The sequence below is a fragment of the Synechococcus sp. UW179B genome, from assembly GCF_900474245.1.
Classification (GTDB): Bacteria; Cyanobacteriota; Cyanobacteriia; order PCC-6307; family Cyanobiaceae; genus Synechococcus_C.
The window spans coordinates 35,968-53,239 of the sequence record NZ_UCNZ01000022.1; the positions used below are offsets into that span (position 1 = coordinate 35,968).

A 17,272-nucleotide genomic window follows, 5' to 3' on the forward strand; every position below is an offset into this window, starting at 1 on the left:
TCGAATTGCTCTGGCTGAGGCCTGCATTTGAGCTCGTCCCCGTCCCCCAACGACCCACTGGCAACCGTCCCCAGCGACAGGCTTTGGCTTCGGTCGGAATTAATGGGGACCCAAGTGATCACCAGAGATTCCGGCAGACGCTTGGGCGTTGTTGGTGAAGTGGTTGTGGATATCGACCGTCGCGAAGTGGTCGCCCTCGGGTTGAGAGACAACCCGCTCACCCGGTTCTTACCGGGACTGCCCCGTTGGATGCCCCTTGACCGCATACGGCAGGTGGGCGATGTGATCCTGGTCGACTCCGCAGACTCCCTCAGTGAGGGCTTTTCCCCGGACCGATACAGCCGGGTGATCAATTGCCAGGTGATCACAGAATCGGGTCAAACGCTCGGCCGCGTGTTGGGCTTCTCCTTCGACATCGAGACGGGCGAACTCACCACGCTTGTGATGGGAGCCGTTGGCGTTCCTCTCCTTGGGGAAGGCGTGCTCAGCACCTGGGAAATCCCTGTCGATGAAATCGTTAGCAGTGGCGCCGACCGAATCATTGTGTACGAGGGCGCCGAAGACAAACTCAAACAACTGAGCAGCGGAGTGCTGGAAAAACTGGGCGTTGGAGGGCCGAGCTGGGAGGAACAGGAGCGGGAGCGTTACAGAGTGAACATCGTCCCCGTTGAAAACCAGCTCAGCTCAGGACAAGCCGTCGAAGAGGCACCCAGAATGCTGGAGGCCTCTGACTCACAACGCTTCGAAACCGAACGCGAACTCGAGTACGTCGAACTCGAAGATCGCCGCAGTGAGAACACGCGAGAGCGTCGCTATTTGGATGAAGCGCCGATGCAGGAGCGTGACAGCTCCTATCGAGAGCCCTATCGCCAATCCGAGAGCTACAACGAGACGCCGTCGTATCGCGAGCCCGAACCCTTCAACGAACCGGAGGCCTACAGCGAGGAGCGCAGATTCCGTGAGCCGGAGCCAGAGCGTTTTCGTGAACCCGAGCCCTTCCAGGACCAAGACCGCTACCAAGAGCCCCAGCGCGCCGCAGCACCGCAGCAACTGGATGCTGCCCCACGCTTTGAACAGCGGCCAAGACCGGCCTCCCGTCGCCCGATCGAACGCCCAGGCGAACCCCTCGATGTAGAACCGATCGAAGCGCGTTCTCCCCAAGAACCGGAGAGCCAACCCCTTGATGATCCCTGGTAAAGCCAGGGATCAAGCCACGCCTCAACTCAACTGCTGGCTTTCTTTTTGAAGTCGAGGGAAGCGCTGTTCGTGCAGTAGCGCTGACCGGTGGGTGCGGGTCCATCGTTGAACACATGCCCTAGATGGGCATCACAACGCGCACAGAGAATCTCTGTTCGCACCATCCCGTGGCTGCGATCTTCATGGGTGCGAATCGCCCCCTGGGTCACACCATTCCAGAAGCTTGGCCAGCCTGTACCCGATTCAAATTTTGTGCTGGAGCTAAACAGAGGCGCATCACAACAGACGCAGTGATACATGCCGTCTTCCTTGTGATCCCAATAGGCACCAGTAAACGCCGCTTCGGTGCCGCCCTGACGCGCCACTTGAAACTGGGTTGGGCTGAGTTGCTGCTTCCATTCCTCAGGAGTGCGTTCCACCCGATCTCCACCGGCTACTGCCTCACCCGTCATGACTCAAACATTTGACTGGCGGGGACGCTAGTCGGAAAGAGCCAATGGCAAGAGTCCCTGAACCTCCTCAGCAAGTGCCCTAACCGCCCCAGGTTCACCGCGAAGGCCACGCAAGTCATCGCGTTGCCCCTGCAGCCTGTCCGGTGACGCAAGCCAGGACTCAGCCTCAAGGGCAATTTGCTCAGGCGTGATCGGTCCCACCCGTTCAGGAACCACCATGCGACCAGCACTGATGTTGGGCCAAGCCATCAATCCATGGTTTCGGAGACGCCAAGCGCTGAGCAACAAGCCGATCAGACGTCGGAGGCCTGGCAGACGGGCTAATAGCCCGAGCCATCCGTCCCAAGCCTGCATCACCCCCAGATGCTGCGTAGGCACCAACACGATCATGGGCACACCAAGAGCGCCAAGTTCAGCCGTGTTCGCTCCCACGGTGGTGAGCGCCAGCTTGCACTGACTCAGAGCCCCGTGAGCTGGAGGGTTTTCCTGCAGGTAAATCTCTGTGCCATGACGCGTCAGCAACCGCCTCAAACCCTCGCCGGCGCGGGCCGGTTCAATTGCGGCGACAGCGCTGTTGTACGAGGCCGCAATCGGATTCGAGCGACTCGCATAACGTTCCAAATCTTCGATGGTGGTCGTGGGTGCCACCGGCAACAAAAAACGACAGCCAGGGCGTTGAGCCGCCAACCGGTCTGCGGTTTCCAGCAAAAAAGGAACACCCACACTGAGTTTTGCCGGTTTCGAACCAGGCAACAAAGCCACCCACTCACCCGATGGAAGAGGGGCCTCCTCTCTGGCATGGCTGGAAAGATCCGCCATCAAGTCGCCCACGACGCGGCAGCGGGAGCGGAAGCGACTGGGCAGCTGATCCCTCACCGCTGGTGCCATGGCTGCAATGCGATCGTTCCAACGCGGCCAACGCGCCACCCACTCCGCGTAAGTGATGTGGCGATAACCAAGCCGAGCTGACAACAACACACTCCAAAATTGATCCCCGCCCAAAAAGACCACCACGCCGTGATCAGGCCATACCCCAAACCGAGATGGCCTCAACAGCAGCAACCAAAATTGCCGAGCCAGAGTGATGCGATCAAACAAATGCCAACGGGAGGCCGCGGAGGCTTCCGTCCCGGTGGCATTGGGACAGGGAACCAAAACCAGCCGCAAACTCAATAACGACCCAGGAGCTCTGGGGCGCATCAGGAGGCGGCGATGCAGCTGCTCTGCAAGGGGACGAACCCAGGTTGTGAGTTCACCAGGGCCGTTGGAGACGAACACCACAGCCAGGGTTTGGTCCTTGGTGCGTGACGTCACTCAGTGCCGTTGGGACTGTGAAAAATGATGCGGATGGCGAGACTTGAACTCGCAAGGCCGAAGCCACACGCTCCTTAGACGTGCGTGTCTACCAATTCCACCACATCCGCGTGGCGACGTTTCCCAAGGGGCTCGTCGATGGATGAGTATACCGACAGGCCTGAAAAGGCCTAACCGCTGATACGATCCGCGCTGGCTCGGATGCTGCGGAATGCCCATCGGCAAGGTGCTGATCGCCAACCGCGGCGAGATTGCCCTAAGAATCCTGAGGAGTTGCCGTGAACTCGGCATCAGCACGGTTGCGGTGTACAGCACCGTGGATCGTTCTGCACTGCACGTTCAACTCGCTGATGAGGCGGTCTGCGTCGGAGAAGGTCCGAGCAACAAGAGCTACCTCAACATCCCCAACATTCTTGCGGCAGCCACCTCCCGCGGGGCGGATGCCATTCACCCCGGCTATGGGTTTTTGGCGGAAAACGACCGCTTCGCTGAGATGTGCCGTGATCACGGCATCACGTTTATCGGTCCGTCTCCCCATGCCATCCGATCGATGGGGGACAAGTCGACGGCAAAAGCCACCATGCAGGCTGTGGGCGTTCCAACGGTGCCTGGCAGCGAAGGCCTCCTACCCACCCCAGAGGCCGCCGCTGAGCTCGCTGCTGCCATGGGCTACCCCGTGATGATCAAGGCCACCGCGGGCGGCGGCGGCCGTGGCATGCGGCTCGTGCCCAGTCCTGATCAGTTGGTCAAGCTCTACAAAGCGGCGCAGGGGGAGGCCGATGCAGCGTTTGGAAATCCAGGGCTGTACATGGAGAAATTCATCGACCGGCCCCGTCACGTCGAAGTCCAAATCCTGGCGGACCGTCACGGCAACGTGGTCCATCTCGGCGAACGGGACTGCTCGATCCAACGACGTCATCAGAAACTTCTCGAAGAAGCGCCAAGCCCGGCCCTGGACCCTGAGCTGCGTCGTCGCATGGGAGATGCAGCGGTCGCGGCGGCACGCAGCATCAATTACGAGGGCGCCGGAACGGTGGAATTCCTCCTGGACCGAAGTGGTGGGTTTTATTTCATGGAGATGAACACCCGCATCCAGGTGGAGCATCCCGTGACGGAAATGGTTACGGGTATCGACCTGATTGCTGAGCAGCTACGCATCGCCGGCGGGGAGCCGATCAGCGTCCGGCAAGAAGATATCCAGATGAATGGGCATGCGATCGAATGCCGAATCAATGCCGAAGATGCCCAACACAACTTCAGGCCAGCCCCAGGACGGATCACGGGTTGGTTACCGCCTGGAGGCCCTGGAGTCCGCGTCGATAGCCACGTGTATACCGGCTACGACATTCCCCCCTTCTATGACTCCCTGATCGGCAAGCTGATCATCTGGGCGCCCAATCGCCCTGCAGCCCTCGAACGCATGAAGCGAGCTCTCAACGAGTGCGCCATCACAGGCATTCCAACAACAGTGGACTTCCACCTGCGCATGCTCGACCGCCCTGAATTCCAAAGGGGCGACGTGCACACCAAATTCGTTGAAGAGGAGATGCTCTAAGCGGGAGCCAAGGGGTTGTCAACGGCGCTCCCACCACGGATTAAGGCCGTGACTAGGGCAGTGATTCAGGCCGTGATTTGGGCGAGGGACTGGGCGCGGAGCAGCACCAAGGAGAGCAACCCTTGCTGCCCAACCAGCAGTTCGCGCAGCAAGCTGAGCAGCCCAACCCAGATCACGGGAGTGACATCCACGCCCCCGATGGGAGAGACAACTCGGCGGGTCACCCCCAAGATCGACTCTGTGGGCCAAGCCACCAGGGGCCAAAAGCCCTTGGATAGATCCACCTGCGGATACCAAGTGAGCACGATGCGCGCCAGGAATGTGAGGGTCCATACGGCCAACAGCAAACCCAGTGCCAAGTTGAGAAGAGGGAGGATGGCGACAAGCGTTGGCGTCACAAAGCCCTAAGCATTGGAGATGTCATCGTAGAAACTTGACCTTGATCCCTAAGATCGCAGCCAATCAGGCCTCGCTAAACGCATTCGGTCCTAATTCCTTATGACGCCCTCCCTCTCCAATTTTCTGACCAGCCTCGTTGCTGGTGTCGCGATCGTTGTGATCCCTGCTTCTATCGGGCTCTTTTTCCTCAGCCAAACCGATCAGGTTGATCGCAAACTTTGAAGACCCTTTCACGCTCCGTAGACTGGGCTCACTAGACCCGAGCTTCGGTTCCACGCAGGTCGTTATCAGAGAGCTTCACTGTGGTTAATGCCAGTCTGAATTGGGCCAGCATTGTTGGGATTGTGCTGGCTGTAGGTGGAGCACTGCTCTACTTCATGCGCAGTTTCAAGCCCGCTCTCGCTCGTGATTACGACGTGTTCTTCGCGGCGATCGGCCTTCTCTGCGGAGGAATTCTTTTCTTCCAGGGCTGGCGACTCGACCCAATCCTCCAGTTTGGACAGTTCCTGTTGGCGGGAACCACGGTGTTTTTTGCCTACGAGAGCGTTCGTCTTCGGGGGATTTCAGCGGAACAGGCAAGGCGCTCGGCCTATTTCGATGACGAGCCCGAAACCGCAAGCCCCGCAGGAGGTTTGCGGGGTGGTTACGACGATCCCTACGAACGATTCGACGAACCCCAGCCGATACGACGTCGGTTTGGTGGCCAAGGCCCGGATGACGACGAGAGGCCTGAACAAGATTTCTACCGCCCCCGTCGGACCTCCAGAGCTGCGATCCCAGAGCAGGCCGCGAGTCGGAGCCGTCAGCGGCCCGATCCCCCCTCCGATTGGTCAGACAGCAGCGAAAGGGAGAGGCGCATGGCCCGCTTCGGTCGTGGCGAAGACTCTGCACCGAGTGGTCCAAGCTTTGGAGAGCGCCGCAGCCAACGCCAGGATCAACGCCGAGGCTCTCGGCCAACTCCCGTCGCTTCGTCCAGGCCTGAACCCTCATCCCGAGCCTCTGCTGGGGCGGCTGGCCTCAACCCGCGCACGACAGGATCAGCTGGCCGATCAGCGACTGGATCAGCACGCAGCGGCTTAGACGGACAACCTGGCATCCCCCAAGGCACACCGCTGCGACGAGAACCCGAAGATGCCGCTTACTCCCCAAGCCCGCGGCAACCCTCTTCCAACCCCCCGGTGAGCAGACGCAATCCCGCCCCTGAGAACGGACCTGCAACGTCTAGGGACACCAATCGCACCCCTCCCCGCAGTTCCCGCCCCAGGGATAACAACTCCCGCTTCGACGACTGATCAGTCTGAGCATTCATTCCGGTATGACTCGACGCCTCCTCCTCGTGCTGCTCGCACTGGGAGTTGCTTCCTGTGAAGGTCGCTCGACCCGAGCACCATCTGGCCTGCTGGCGCCACAACAACAAGACCCTGCCCTCAGCGGTGATGGGCGGTTGTTAGCCGTGATCGAAGACCAAAACGGCAGACCGACCGTCCAATTACGCAACGTGCAAGGTGGGGGTTCGTTGCGTTTACGCCACCTCTCTCGCCATCAGCCCCATAGCTCGCCGTCCTTGAGCTGGAACGGCCGTTATTTGGCTGTCATTACCCAACGCGGCAACCACAGGCTGGTCTTGATTGAAGATCGCCTCAATGGCAAAGCCCACCCCCTGCGCTTGCCCTCCGGACGAGATCCCGTGCAGGTCAGCCTTGCTCCTGATGCACGCAAACTCGCCATTCAAACCGCAGACCAGGGACGTTGGCGTGTTGAAGTGATCGATCTGAGTGGCTTGCTGGAGCCCGACGGGCCTGGAGGCCAGCGACGCACGACGCCGAACGAGGCAAACCGATGAGACAGCGATTCCTGCCATGGGCCTTCCTTCTCTGTTTCTTCGTTTTGGGCTGCGGTCAAAGCGGGATCCGTCCCATGTCCAGGGTCGGGGCATCGCTGCGTCGAAGCGCCGAGAGCAGGCGCCTTCCCTCGATGGGACAACGTTGGCTCGCCACCCTGGCCAGTCGTAACGGAAGAGAGCGCGTGGAACTCATTGACCTGAGCAACGACACACCGGTGCCCCTGAATGGGATCAATCAGGCCGATTCCCAGACCATCAGCCTCAGCGTGAGTGGGGATGGGCAGAGGATCGCCCTTGTCCGCCAACGCGAAGAACGAACTGAACTCATGCTCTATCGACGCAATGCCAGCGCGTTGCAACGCCTACCCATTAATCCGCCGGGTGTCCCCCGTTCTGTGAGCCTGAATGGGAATGGTCGACTTCTCGCCGTTCAGGTGAGCCGCAGAGGGCGTTGGGATGTGGACTTAATTCGCCTGCCCTAGCTAGGGAATCAACCCTGCCCAATGCAAAAAGGTATCGCCACTGAGGGCTTCCGTGAGCACGACAGCTAGGAATCCGATCATGGCGAAACGGCCATTGATCCTCTCGGCATAGGCACTCCAACCAAAGGCAGGCAGATCTTTGGTGGTGGCACTGGTGGTGGAAAGGGGCTCTGGAGCAGCCGACGCAGAGGAGGGCTCCTCCGGAGTGCGATCGCTGACTTGATCAGGCTTGTTCATGGTTGATAGCTACTGGCGGGAATCAGGCTCCAATCGCCATCCCCACGCAGTTCAAGCACGTTGTCATGGAAGTGCTTGAGGGAAGGGCGATGGCCAACACTAATAAAAGAGAGATCTCGATCCACGAGCAACTCATAAAGCTGCTTCTCTGTCTTCACATCAAGAGCGCTGGTCGCCTCATCCAGAACCACAAAACTCGGAGAATTCAACAACAAGCGTCCAAAGGCCAGTCGTTGCTGTTCTCCAAGAGAAAGAATTCGGGGCCAATCCTGCTTGATATCCAAGTCGGGATAACGCGTCACTAACTTCTGCAAGCTGACTTGCTCCAACACGCTTCTCAACTGCTCATCACTAAAGCGATTCTCATCTGCTGGATAACAAAGCTGTTCTCTTAACGAGCCCAGCAACATATAAGGCTTCTGGGGAATGAACAGCAGATCCCCCATCGAGGGCCTCTCCACACTGCCCCTGCTGGGCTCCCAAAGGCCGCTAATCATCCGCAGCAGGGAAGTCTTTCCACATCCGGATGGCCCCACAACCAAAAGCTTGTCGTGGTCACCGATATCAATCGTGAGATCTTCGATGACGGGATTCTTTCCATTCGGAGGATATAAGTCTGCAGACCGAATCACGATGCCGTTGCTTCCTGGCACCTCGCGACTGTTGCTGCTGGGAGCCTGCTGGCTCACCTGCTCAATTTTGGTTTGGAATCCTTCGAGACGACTAATGCCGGCGGCAAACTGGGCAAGCTGCTCAATGCGAGCCACGATGAAGAACAACGATCCCTCCACCATATTGAAAGCAAAGTTGGCCTGGTTGAACACGCCAAAATCGATCTCTCCTGCGAAATACACAGGTGCCATTACCAAGAAAGGCAGAAAAACTCCCGCGTAAGACACCGATCGCCGCATGACATCGATAATTACCTGCCAAATAATGAGGAGATTGAAGTTTTTAACAACAGAACCAAGACGCCGGTAGGACTCTTGCTTTTCTTGCCCCTCCCCAGAGTAAAAAGCGATGGATTCAGCATTGTCCCTGATATGAACCAGTCCGTAACGGAAATCAGCTTCATAGCGGAGCTGGTCATAATTAATGCGTACGAGGTTGCGCCCTGAAACAATCAGAAGCGTGGTGGCAACCGCCGAGTAGGCAAACAGAGCGAACGTCAGCCTGGAGCTAATACTCCAGAGCACCAAGATGTTGAGCGAAAACGTTAAGAGTGCATCAAAAAGACCCAAGGCAAGGCTTAGGCTTTGTGCCGTGAAAGACTCCGTATCTTGGGTAATCCTCTGGTCAGGGTTGTCAACATCCGTTTCATCTTCACTATTGGGATTGAGAACGTAATAAGCTCTATTTTTCATATAATCGCCAATCAACGATTTAGACAGCCATTCCCTCCAAATAATTCCCAGCTTTGCAGTGATATAAACCTGAGTCACCCGAATGGGAAGGGCTATCACAAAACAGGCACCATAAATAGCCAATCGTCCATAGAAACCACCTTGATCCTTATCCACCAAGGCATTCGTGATATCTCGGTAGATAAATCCGATCCCCGTATTAATGCCGTTAACAGCAAGCAACATGAACACAATCGTTGCCAATAAGCCCCAATTGAGCCAACGCCGCTGGCGCAATTGCTGACGGAAAGCAATGAAACTGGCCAAACCAACCAGAAACAGCCCAACGAAAGCCACTCCCCACCAACTCGACCAAATCGTGGCGATCGTTCCCGAAACACCAGACAGATATTTCTCCGTTAAGTCGGGTTGAAACCGATCCAGGCTTCGAATCAAAGCGGTAAGAACCGCAAGCACCAACCCGCCAACACAAAACAGAAGGCACAACAACAGCCAAATGAACTGCCATCCGCTGGCCTGATCAAGCGGCAAGAAAAAGGGTTGGGCCAGGTGACGCAGCTTCGCGAGCTGATGACGCAGATTTTTAAACGGGCCGCTGCTGGCGAAAGGGGACGCTGTCATGACGCCATTCTCACAAGCCAGACCTTCATCCGGGAGGCCAATCCAGGGAACGCCCACCGATCACATGCACGTGCAAGTGGAACACGGTCTGCCCGGCACCCTCTCCGCTGTTAATCACCGTTCGCCAATCACTTAACCCTTCTTGTTTGGCAACCTTCGCAGCCACCAACAGCAAATGCCCAAGCAGCTGCTCATCCCCTTTCTCCGCCTCGCGCAAGCTCTCGATTGGTTTGCGCGGAATCACCAGCACATGCACAGGAGCGGCCGGAGCGACGTCGCGGAACGCCAAACAGCTGTCATCGCTGTACACCTCATCGCATGGAATGTCTCCACGCAAGATGCGGGCAAAAATCGTGTCACCAGCCATGGTCACAACCCTGGGCAAAACAGTGCATGAGACGGGTGGGGCATCAGATGCCTACCCCGCAACCATTCAATGCTGGCACGCTGCTCAAGTGCATCCCTTCAAGGGATGGAGGCGCTACCCGTCACGGTGGAAGTGGATCTGGCCCCAGGGCTTCCCGGCTTGCAGCTTGTGGGACTTCCAGATACCGCCATCCAAGAGTCGCGCGAACGCGTCCGGGCAGCGCTGCGCAACAGCGGGTTTCGCGGCCCCCTAGTTCGGGTCATTGTCAATCTGGCGCCAGCCGATCGACGCAAGGAGGGACCTGCCTTCGATCTGCCGATCGCGCTGGCCTTGCTCGTCGCCAGCGGTCAGCTTGATCCCCAAAAACTGGAAGGGCTCTGCTGCGCCGGAGAACTGGGCCTGGACGGAAGCTTGAGGTCCTGCCGCGGCATCCTGGCCATGGCGTGCCAAGCGAAAACCCAGCAAGCCAAAGCCTTTGTGGTGCCATCAGCCAACGCAGCCGAGGCGTCACTCGTGGACGGACTCCCCATCGTGAGCGCCAAAACGCTTGGCGAGCTCGTTGAGCAGTTACGGCATGGAAGCCAGAACAACCGTTGTTCTCCCCCCAAAAAGAAAGAGCCTGCAACGACCACCATCCCAACCAGCGCATCAGAACCTCCGTCCGCAGCACCCCTCACGATTCAGCATTTCGCTCGAAAAGCCCTGGCGATTGCCGCCGCCGGTGGGCATCACCTTCTGATGGTGGGACCTCCTGGCTGTGGCAAAACGATGTTGGCGCGAGAGCTCCCCAGTCTTCTTCCGCCGTTGAGCGACTCAGAGGCCCTAGAGCTCACCCGCCTTCAATCCATTGCTGGCACGCTCGGCAGCGTGACAAGCCTGGTGCGGCAACGACCATTCCGAGCACCGCATCACAGCACCACGGCAGCAGGGCTTCTCGGGGGAGGGATCAATCCCCGTCCCGGCGAATTGAGCCTGGCCCATGGAGGCGTGCTGTTTCTTGATGAGCTCACTGAATTTCCGAGAGCCATCCTCGATCAGTTGCGTCAGCCTCTGGAGGAGGGCGTTCTCTGGATCAGCCGAGCACGATTGCGCTGCTCTTTCCCCTGCAGGGTGACCCTGGTGGCGGCGACCAATCCATGCCCTTGCGGATGGCATGGTGATCCTTCCAATCGCTGCCGTTGTTCTGAACTTCAACGGCAGCGCTACTGGAATCGTTTGTCTGGGCCATTTTTAGATCGCCTCGATCTTCAATGCCGCCTCGAACCCGTGCCGACCAGCCAACTTCGCCGGTGCTTCAAGACAGCAGAAGACCCAACGGAGACTCCAAGAAAAGGCAGCTTCTCTCCCGAAGCCATCCAAGCCGCGCGCATCAAAATGTGCCAACGCAACCCGGGCAAGCAGCTCAACAGCCAACTCAGCGCGCTGGAGCTCGGGCGTTACGGCCAGATCGCAGAGCGAGCCTTTCGCTGCTGGGAGCAGGTGGTGTCGAAACGGCAGTTGAGCATGCGCAGCAGCTTGAGACTTCTGCGCGTTGCCCGAACCATTGCCGACCTAGACGCTGTGCCAACAGTGGGCGAGCAACACCTAGCGGAAGCGATCTGCTTCCGAAGCTATGACCACGCGCCCAGAGCTAACAGCTAAACGGACCGTCGCTTAACGCGATCCATGGTGAGGAACGTCGCGATAGGGCTGGACTCCAATCGGAGGTGGAACCGTCTTCTTCTCTTCACTTGGATTTCCAACAGCATGCGACAGGGTTTCTGCAAACCATTCGCGCAGCGAACTAAACATGAATGCCATGGTGGATCTCCTCCGAGATACACCCAGTCTCGTCAGGCCTTCAAGAAAAAGAAACAGTCGAAATACCGATCATTCGGCGTGCCACAGCAATGAATCCGACGTAGCACGCCGATCTAAAAGCTAAAAATGCGAACGCATCAACGACGGCGACGGCGCTGCTGAGCTTTGCGCTTGTACTTCTCGATTGGAGTTTCGTGATGGCGGAGGCGCTTGAGATCAGCAAAGATCCCGGCCTTGGAGACCTGACGCTTAAAGCGACGTAGGGCAGATTCGATGCCTTCGTTTTCTCCGACCGTGACCTGAGTCATTCAACAAGCGAGGATTTCCAGTTTGTCAATGTAGCAAGCGATAGGCAAATGGATCAAAGGGCATCTGGCAATCCAGGCATGCTGTCCCGATACACATAAAGATGTCCCAGCGTGCGCTTGCCGTATTGACGCCTCATCAGCTTCCAACCTGGTTCAAGGTTCAGCTTGAGGAAACCGTTTCCAGGACCTCCTGAACGAGCCACCACCATGGTGGGACGGGAGGGATCACGCGTCGGAACGGCCAAGAGCTCGATGTCCGCGCCAGTTTTGACGACGGAGAGTCGATAACGCGTTCCAAGGTCATCCCCTCCAATCCGCAGGGAATAGCCATTGCCATCGATGTAGCGGTTACAGATTCCTGTGAAGTCAAAAGTGGCCAACAGCGGATCCACGACAGCAGGCGACGATCCCGAAACCGCAAAACAAGGACGGGCGCTCGTGCGCTGCTCGTAAATGTTCAGCTGCGAGTTCTCACCCTTACCGATGGGAGCCGACACCATCACAAATTGGCTTTCGTCGACATCTGCAGCCGTGAAGACGGAGCCTTGCGCTTTTGCTGCTTGCGGGAGACCTGTGACCGCAGCAGCAGCAAACACAGCAAATGCAACAGCAGCGTTCCAAGGACGGCCCATCAATCAATTCCGATCGTTAAAGGGATCGTATTAGTCCCTTTGGATCTGAGCACGTGCCATCAGGCCGGTTTGTTGAGACGAATCGCGACCAAAAGTGACCCAAGCGTCGCTGGAAGACTCAAACCAAGGATCCATCGCGTTGGGTTGACTCCAAGATCAGGATCGCCGTACGCCAATTCAAAAACACAGCCAGTGGCTGCGATTCCAAGCACGCATGCCAGGGCCAGGAACAGCCCAGAAAGGGGTTTCATTGGCATCGTTTTAAGGCGTCATTGGGCGGACGTCTGTGGCGCGGAAGCCATGATCTTGTAGCTCCTTTTTAAGGCCAGTGGCATCGGTCACACGATCCACAAACAACACCCCACGGAGATGGTCCATCTCGTGCTGAATGCAACGCGCCATCAGACCGTCGGCCTTCATGGTGCGGGGTCGCCCCATCTCATCCCTGAAACTCAATTGAATGGCCGTGGGACGGACCACATCGAGGTACACCCCTGGAATGCTGAGGCACCCCTCCTCGTACGTATCCACCGATGCGCTGCAGGTGGTGATTTCTGGGTTGATCAGCACCAGAGGTGGCGTGCTGGGGGTCTCAAAGTCGAGGTCGATCACCAGCAATTGCTGATGCACGCCAACCTGAGGTGCCGCCAAGCCGATGCCACGGGCCGTGTACATGCTGCGCAACATGTCGCGGGCCAAGTCGCGCACACGCTCGTCCACCTTGCCAATCCTGCGCGCATCACCCCGTAGCGCGTCGTCGCCAAGGGTATAGATATTGAGCGGAGCACTCTCTAAGGGCTCCTTAGGCACGGCAATGGAGGAGCTGCTCTTCTCAGCCGATCGTGCCAACTGGGCGAAGCTCCTAGCCAAAACCCCTCCTACCTTGAAATTGTTCTGATCTTAGGCAGACCTGATCTCTGCTTGATCCGTTCGACATGTCTCTGCAACAGCCCCTACCCGCCACAACCGCTCTCGGACGGACTTCGCTGCTGCGTGCTCCGCAACTGCTGGGGGATTGGCTGCTCTGGCTCGAGCAGCGTCCCCACGAGAAAGGCCGCACCACAGCATGCATCCGGCGCTGGGGGGAGCCAGAAGCCACACCTCTAGAGCTCACACCAGCTCCCATCAATTTGCGCAGCAGGGTGCACGACTACGGCGGAGCGCCGCTCACGGCGGCGCTAACGGAAGGAACACTCCAGCTGGTTTGGGTCGATGACAACGACGGTTGCCTCTGGTTCCAAGCCTGGACAGGTCTTGATGGAGATACCCCCCAAGCGCTGCACGCCCTCGACAGCCCCCAACGGCTGACCGCCCCCCGCAACAGCGCGCTGGGGGGCGGCGTGATTGACCCTCTCCGCTCGCGATGGTTGGGCGTGATCGAGGAGTCCGGTTGTGATCGCTTGGTGAGCGTGGCCCTCGATCAACGGGATCAAACCCCTGATGTCGTGCATCAGCCTGCTGATTTCGCGGGCTATCTCGCCCTCAGTGCCGACGGAGCCCAACTGGCTTGGGTGGAGTGGCAACAACCCTCCATGCCCTGGGATTGCTCCCAGCTCGTCTTGGCGCGACTGACGGCCTCTGGCTCCATCGAGGCTTGCCGTGGGATCGCGGGCGCTGAACCATCCGAAGCCCAAGGGATCTCCGTGTTTCAGCCCCAATGGCTGCCGGATGGAAGCCTCGTCGTGGCAGAGGACAGCAGTGGCTGGTGGAATCTGATGCGCCATCCCAACGCCGACAGCATGAACATCCACTGGCAACGCCTTTGGCCCATGGCCAAGGAGACGGCGATGCCCCAGTGGGTGTTTGGGATGAGTACCACCGCTTGGGATGGGGAGAAGCTGTTAGCCGCCGTGTGTGATCAAGGGGAATGGCAGTTGCAACGGCTCGGTCTCGATGGCTCGGCAGAGAGGGTGGAACAACCCTTCAACGATCTCGCCGATCTGCACGCATCCCATGGCCGGGCTGTCGCCATCGCCAGCAACAGCACCACAGGCCATGGACTGCTCGAGCTCGATTTGGGCTCAGGAACCTGGCGACACACTCCAGCCGCCTCCGCCGCCATGGAGGTCAACGCGATCAGCGTGGGGCAATCGCTGTGGTTTGACGGATCCGGCGGGCAACGCACCCATGCCTGGTATTACCCCCCTGTCGGGGGAGCCGATGCCTCGTCGCCACTGCTGGTAAAGAGTCACAGCGGGCCTTCGTCCATGGCCCGCCGCGGCCTCAACCTCGCGATTCAGTTCTGGACCTCCAGGGGCTGGGGCGTGGTGGACGTGAATTACGGGGGGTCCACGGGCTTTGGCCGGACCTACCGCGACCGGCTTCAGGGGGGCTGGGGCATGGTGGATGTCAACGATTGCGCCGCAGCCGCCAAAACCTTGATTGCCACGAACCGCGCAGATCCGAGCCGCATCGCCATCGAAGGGGGCAGCGCCGGTGGCTTCACCACGCTGGCCTGCCTCTGCTTCACCGATGTGTTCCGCGCCGGTGCCTGCCGCTATGCCGTGAGCGATCCCAGTGCCTTAGCCACCGAGACGCATCGCTTTGAAGCCCGCTATCTGGATGGCCTCATCGGCCGTTGGCCCGAGGAGCGGGATCTCTATGAGCAGCGATCGCCGCTGGGCCATGCAGACCAGATCCGCTGTCCTGTGATCTTTTTCCAGGGCCTCAAAGACAAGGTCGTCCTGCCGCAGCAAACCGAACGCATGGCCGAGGCCCTACGCCGCAATGCCATCCCAGTGGAGGTGCACACCTTCCCAGAAGAAGGCCATGGCTTCCGAGATAGCGCCGTGCAGATAGCTGTTCTTGAATCGACTGAACGTTTTTTCCGCCAACACCTCAATTGTTAGAGGCTTGGCCATATCCCAACCCACGGAACTGCCGATGCACCTCTTCCATTTGTGATGCGGACAACAGCGGAGGCTCCCCTAGCTGCAGCGCTTGCAAGTACATCTGTGCCAGCGTCTCCACCTCAACGGCAATCTTCAGAGCCTGATCAAGATCCCGTCCCAAACTGACCAATCCGTGGTGAGACAGCAGGCAGGCCTGCCGGTCCTGCAGCGCCTGCACCGTATGGGCTGATAGCGCAGCGGTCCCGAAGGTGGCGTAGGGAGCACAGCGAATGTCATCACCACCAGCCACCGCTGTCATGTAGTGGAACGGCGGAATCCCCCGGTCATGGCAGGCCAGCGCCGTTGCATGAATGGGATGGCAATGAAACACCGCCATGGCATCGGGACGATCCGCCAAAACATCGGCATGCAATCGCCACTCGGACGAGGGTCTCCGCCCAGGGCCAGGGAGTCCGCTGGGCAAAGGTTGACCGTCAAAATCGATCGCCACCAGATCCTCCGGCTCCATCTGGTCGTAGGCCAAGGAGCTGGGGGTCACCAACAATCCCCCCTCAATCCGCAACGACAGGTTGCCGGATGTGCCCTGATTCAAGCCGGTGCTGTTCATGGCACGGGCCACGTCCACGAGCTCGCAGCGCAAGGCCCGTTCGTTCTCGTTCATCCTTCTCCCTGAATCAGCCACGGTTGTAAAGCTCCTTCAGGCCAACTTCAGTGGCTGGCGCCACACCACGGTCGGTGATCAGAGCCGTGACAAGCCGCGCCGGGGTGACGTCGAACGCCGGATTAAACCCAGCGCAACCATCAGGAGTGAGCTGCACGCTCACAATTTCACCGGCCGACTCCCCCGCAATCACTCGCCCCTGAATGGACGTCACCTCCTCAGCAGAACGCGCTTCAATCGGGATCTCTGCCACCCCATCCGCAAGACGCCAGTCGATCGTGGACGTCGGCAGAGCGACATAAAAAGGCACGTTGTTGTCGTGAGCCGCCAGGGCCTTGAGGTAGGTGCCAACTTTGTTGCAGACATCGCCGCAGCGCGTGGTGCGATCGGTCCCAACGATCACAGCATCCACCTGTCCATGCTGCATGAGGTGACCACCTGCGTTATCCACAATCACAGTGTGCGGAACCCCCTCCCGCGCCAACTCATAGGCCGTGAGCGAGGCCCCTTGATTGCGCGGCCGGGTTTCATCCACCCAAACATGAATGTTCAACCCAGCGCGATGGGCCTTATAAATCGGTGCCAAAGCCGTTCCCCAGTCAACGGTCGCCAGCCAGCCCGCATTGCAGTGGGTGAGCACCTGAAACGGCTCGTTCTGTCGTGCGCTAGGTCGCTGCTCTGCCAGCGCTTGGAATAGATCGAACCCATGCACCCCAATCGACTCGCACATCGCCACGTCTTCATCGGCAATCAGCGCCGCCTCCCGCCGTGCTGCTGCCGCTCGCTCCGCTTCGGGCAAGGGCTGCACCAGATCACGAACCCGTTCCAAGGCCCAACGCAGATTCACCGCTGTAGGGCGACTGGCGTTGAGCTGATCGAAGGCTTGGCCCAAGCCCGCATCGCTGGCATCGTCTTGCAGGGCAAGCATCAAGCCGTAGGCGCCGGTCACACCGATCAATGGTGCGCCCCGCACCACCATCGTGCTGATCGCCTCAGCCGCTTGATCACAACGCGTCAGCGTTCGGGTGATCAAGCGATGGGGCAACTGGGTCTGATCGATCACACCCACGGAACGCTGATCGGCTTCAAGCCAAATCGTCCGCCAAGCCTGGCCATCAATGTTCATGGTCGAATCAACGGCAAGCGCCGAGTGGCTTCTTCCATTCTCTGATGCACACGACCCAGGGA

The 17,272-nt window shown here is 58.9% G+C and carries 21 protein-coding genes and 1 tRNA gene; 8 read left to right on the plus strand and 14 right to left on the minus strand.

Annotation, left to right across the window (positions count from 1 at the left end; all coding sequences use genetic code 11):
• Positions 1-27 precede the first annotated feature (27 nt).
• Positions 28-1,197, plus strand: coding sequence for a PRC-barrel domain-containing protein (locus DXY38_RS09565; protein ID WP_115071457.1), 1,170 nt, complete (start codon positions 28-30; stop codon positions 1,195-1,197).
• A gap of 26 nt (positions 1,198-1,223) precedes the next feature.
• Here the strand turns inward: DXY38_RS09565 and msrB are convergent, their stop codons facing one another.
• The 3 genes from msrB to DXY38_RS09580 form a co-directional block, all read right to left on the minus strand.
• Positions 1,224-1,649, minus strand: a complete 426-nt coding sequence (gene msrB / locus DXY38_RS09570; protein ID WP_115071458.1) for a peptide-methionine (R)-S-oxide reductase MsrB — start codon at positions 1,647-1,649, stop codon at positions 1,224-1,226.
• Between the two features lie 27 nt (positions 1,650-1,676).
• The gene (locus tag DXY38_RS09575) at positions 1,677-2,963 is read right to left on the minus strand and encodes a glycosyl transferase (RefSeq protein ID WP_115071459.1); all 1,287 of its coding nucleotides are present in this window, start codon (positions 2,961-2,963) and stop codon (positions 1,677-1,679) included.
• Between the two features lie 28 nt (positions 2,964-2,991).
• Positions 2,992-3,073 (minus strand) — tRNA-Leu (locus tag DXY38_RS09580).
• A 101-nt stretch (positions 3,074-3,174) separates the two neighbouring features.
• Here DXY38_RS09580 and accC point away from each other — a divergent pair.
• Positions 3,175-4,518, plus strand: coding sequence for an acetyl-CoA carboxylase biotin carboxylase subunit (accC, locus tag DXY38_RS09585; RefSeq protein ID WP_115071460.1), 1,344 nt, complete (start codon positions 3,175-3,177; stop codon positions 4,516-4,518).
• A 65-nt stretch (positions 4,519-4,583) separates the two neighbouring features.
• Here accC and DXY38_RS09590 read toward each other — a convergent pair whose 3' ends face one another.
• Positions 4,584-4,916 carry a YggT family protein gene (locus DXY38_RS09590; protein WP_115071461.1) on the minus strand — a complete coding sequence of 111 codons (333 nt, stop codon included), beginning with the start codon at positions 4,914-4,916 and terminating at the stop codon, positions 4,584-4,586.
• Between the two features lie 100 nt (positions 4,917-5,016).
• Here DXY38_RS09590 and psbX point away from each other — a divergent pair, with 100 nt between their 5' ends.
• From psbX to DXY38_RS09610, 4 genes are all read left to right on the plus strand, one after another.
• Entirely contained in the window at positions 5,017-5,139 is a 123-nt protein-coding gene (psbX, locus tag DXY38_RS09595; RefSeq protein ID WP_011620364.1) for a photosystem II reaction center X protein, read from the plus strand.
• A gap of 80 nt (positions 5,140-5,219) precedes the next feature.
• Positions 5,220-6,209: a Ycf66 family protein gene (locus tag DXY38_RS09600; protein WP_115071462.1), complete on the plus strand. Its 990-nt coding sequence runs from the start codon at positions 5,220-5,222 to the stop codon at positions 6,207-6,209.
• Between the two features lie 23 nt (positions 6,210-6,232).
• The gene (locus DXY38_RS09605; protein WP_115071463.1) at positions 6,233-6,760 is read left to right on the plus strand and encodes a Tol biopolymer transporter periplasmic protein; all 528 of its coding nucleotides are present in this window, start codon (positions 6,233-6,235) and stop codon (positions 6,758-6,760) included.
• A 74-nt stretch (positions 6,761-6,834) separates the two neighbouring features.
• Complete coding sequence (locus tag DXY38_RS09610) at positions 6,835-7,242, plus strand: hypothetical protein (protein ID WP_244279087.1); 408 nt, start codon at positions 6,835-6,837, stop codon at positions 7,240-7,242.
• Here DXY38_RS09610 and DXY38_RS09615 read toward each other — a convergent pair whose 3' ends face one another.
• Genes DXY38_RS09615 through DXY38_RS09625 form a run of 3 tightly spaced genes read right to left on the minus strand, consistent with a single transcriptional unit; the run spans position 7,243 to position 9,831 of the window.
• Positions 7,243-7,479 (minus strand): chlorophyll a/b-binding protein, encoded by a 237-nt coding sequence (locus DXY38_RS09615; RefSeq protein ID WP_115071465.1) that lies wholly within the window; start codon positions 7,477-7,479, stop codon positions 7,243-7,245.
• Complete coding sequence (locus DXY38_RS09620) at positions 7,476-9,464, minus strand: ATP-binding cassette domain-containing protein (RefSeq protein WP_050802747.1); 1,989 nt, start codon at positions 9,462-9,464, stop codon at positions 7,476-7,478. The genes DXY38_RS09615 and DXY38_RS09620 overlap by 4 nt, the downstream gene beginning before the upstream one ends.
• Before the next feature lie 25 nt (positions 9,465-9,489).
• On the minus strand, positions 9,490-9,831 hold the full coding sequence (locus DXY38_RS09625) for a histidine triad nucleotide-binding protein (RefSeq protein WP_115071466.1): 342 nt from the start codon (positions 9,829-9,831) through the stop codon (positions 9,490-9,492).
• A 69-nt stretch (positions 9,832-9,900) separates the two neighbouring features.
• Here DXY38_RS09625 and DXY38_RS09630 point away from each other — a divergent pair, with 69 nt between their 5' ends.
• Entirely contained in the window at positions 9,901-11,472 is a 1,572-nt protein-coding gene (locus DXY38_RS09630; RefSeq protein ID WP_115071467.1) for a YifB family Mg chelatase-like AAA ATPase, read from the plus strand.
• A gap of 12 nt (positions 11,473-11,484) precedes the next feature.
• On the opposite strand, the gene DXY38_RS13730 is transcribed toward DXY38_RS09630, so the two are convergent.
• The 5 genes from DXY38_RS13730 to def all read right to left on the minus strand — a co-directional run bounded on the left by DXY38_RS13730 (position 11,485) and on the right by def (position 13,441).
• Positions 11,485-11,631 (minus strand): hypothetical protein, encoded by a 147-nt coding sequence (locus DXY38_RS13730; RefSeq protein WP_170952913.1) that lies wholly within the window; start codon positions 11,629-11,631, stop codon positions 11,485-11,487.
• A gap of 137 nt (positions 11,632-11,768) precedes the next feature.
• Entirely contained in the window at positions 11,769-11,939 is a 171-nt protein-coding gene (gene rpsU, locus DXY38_RS09635) for a 30S ribosomal protein S21 (RefSeq protein WP_006043142.1), read from the minus strand.
• A 53-nt stretch (positions 11,940-11,992) separates the two neighbouring features.
• Positions 11,993-12,571: a DUF3747 domain-containing protein gene (locus DXY38_RS09640; protein WP_115071468.1), complete on the minus strand. Its 579-nt coding sequence runs from the start codon at positions 12,569-12,571 to the stop codon at positions 11,993-11,995.
• Positions 12,572-12,630: 59 nt separating this feature from the next.
• Complete coding sequence (locus DXY38_RS09645) at positions 12,631-12,828, minus strand: hypothetical protein (RefSeq protein ID WP_006854479.1); 198 nt, start codon at positions 12,826-12,828, stop codon at positions 12,631-12,633.
• A 4-nt stretch (positions 12,829-12,832) separates the two neighbouring features.
• Complete coding sequence (gene def / locus DXY38_RS09650; protein ID WP_115071469.1) at positions 12,833-13,441, minus strand: peptide deformylase; 609 nt, start codon at positions 13,439-13,441, stop codon at positions 12,833-12,835.
• 65 nt (positions 13,442-13,506) lie between these two features.
• Here def and DXY38_RS09655 point away from each other — a divergent pair, with 65 nt between their 5' ends.
• The gene (locus DXY38_RS09655; RefSeq protein ID WP_115071470.1) at positions 13,507-15,420 is read left to right on the plus strand and encodes a prolyl oligopeptidase family serine peptidase; all 1,914 of its coding nucleotides are present in this window, start codon (positions 13,507-13,509) and stop codon (positions 15,418-15,420) included.
• Here DXY38_RS09655 and DXY38_RS09660 read toward each other — a convergent pair.
• Together DXY38_RS09660 and mtnA are read right to left on the minus strand one after the other, a co-directional pair.
• Entirely contained in the window at positions 15,410-16,084 is a 675-nt protein-coding gene (locus DXY38_RS09660) for a class II aldolase/adducin family protein (protein WP_115071471.1), read from the minus strand. The two genes, DXY38_RS09655 and DXY38_RS09660, sit on opposite strands and share 11 nt — an antisense overlap.
• A 13-nt stretch (positions 16,085-16,097) precedes the next feature.
• Positions 16,098-17,210, minus strand: coding sequence for an S-methyl-5-thioribose-1-phosphate isomerase (gene mtnA / locus DXY38_RS09665; protein WP_006854483.1), 1,113 nt, complete (start codon positions 17,208-17,210; stop codon positions 16,098-16,100).
• Positions 17,211-17,272 lie beyond the last annotated feature (62 nt).

Excerpts from the sequence above, each read along its gene's own strand:
- psbX (WP_011620364.1), top strand. The coding sequence starts at position 5,017 with ATGACGCCCTCCCTCTCCAATTTTCTGACCAGCCTCGTTGCTGGTGTC.
- mtnA (WP_006854483.1), bottom strand. The coding sequence starts at position 17,210 with ATGAACATTGATGGCCAGGCTTGGCGGACGATTTGGCTTGAAGCCGAT.
- DXY38_RS09625 (WP_115071466.1), bottom strand. The coding sequence starts at position 9,831 with ATGGCTGGTGACACGATTTTTGCCCGCATCTTGCGTGGAGACATTCCA.
- DXY38_RS09615 (WP_115071465.1), bottom strand. The coding sequence starts at position 7,479 with ATGAACAAGCCTGATCAAGTCAGCGATCGCACTCCGGAGGAGCCCTCC.
- accC (WP_115071460.1), top strand. The coding sequence starts at position 3,175 with ATGCCCATCGGCAAGGTGCTGATCGCCAACCGCGGCGAGATTGCCCTA.
- DXY38_RS09605 (WP_115071463.1), top strand. The coding sequence starts at position 6,233 with ATGACTCGACGCCTCCTCCTCGTGCTGCTCGCACTGGGAGTTGCTTCC.
- DXY38_RS09660 (WP_115071471.1), bottom strand. The coding sequence starts at position 16,084 with ATGAACGAGAACGAACGGGCCTTGCGCTGCGAGCTCGTGGACGTGGCC.
- msrB (WP_115071458.1), bottom strand. The coding sequence starts at position 1,649 with ATGACGGGTGAGGCAGTAGCCGGTGGAGATCGGGTGGAACGCACTCCT.
- DXY38_RS09640 (WP_115071468.1), bottom strand. The coding sequence starts at position 12,571 with ATGGGCCGTCCTTGGAACGCTGCTGTTGCATTTGCTGTGTTTGCTGCT.
- DXY38_RS09655 (WP_115071470.1), top strand. The coding sequence starts at position 13,507 with ATGTCTCTGCAACAGCCCCTACCCGCCACAACCGCTCTCGGACGGACT.
- DXY38_RS13730 (WP_170952913.1), bottom strand. The coding sequence starts at position 11,631 with ATGGCATTCATGTTTAGTTCGCTGCGCGAATGGTTTGCAGAAACCCTG.
- DXY38_RS09645 (WP_006854479.1), bottom strand. The coding sequence starts at position 12,828 with ATGCCAATGAAACCCCTTTCTGGGCTGTTCCTGGCCCTGGCATGCGTG.
- rpsU (WP_006043142.1), bottom strand. The coding sequence starts at position 11,939 with ATGACTCAGGTCACGGTCGGAGAAAACGAAGGCATCGAATCTGCCCTA.
- DXY38_RS09630 (WP_115071467.1), top strand. The coding sequence starts at position 9,901 with ATGCTGGCACGCTGCTCAAGTGCATCCCTTCAAGGGATGGAGGCGCTA.
- DXY38_RS09610 (WP_244279087.1), top strand. The coding sequence starts at position 6,835 with ATGTCCAGGGTCGGGGCATCGCTGCGTCGAAGCGCCGAGAGCAGGCGC.
- DXY38_RS09620 (WP_050802747.1), bottom strand. The coding sequence starts at position 9,464 with ATGACAGCGTCCCCTTTCGCCAGCAGCGGCCCGTTTAAAAATCTGCGT.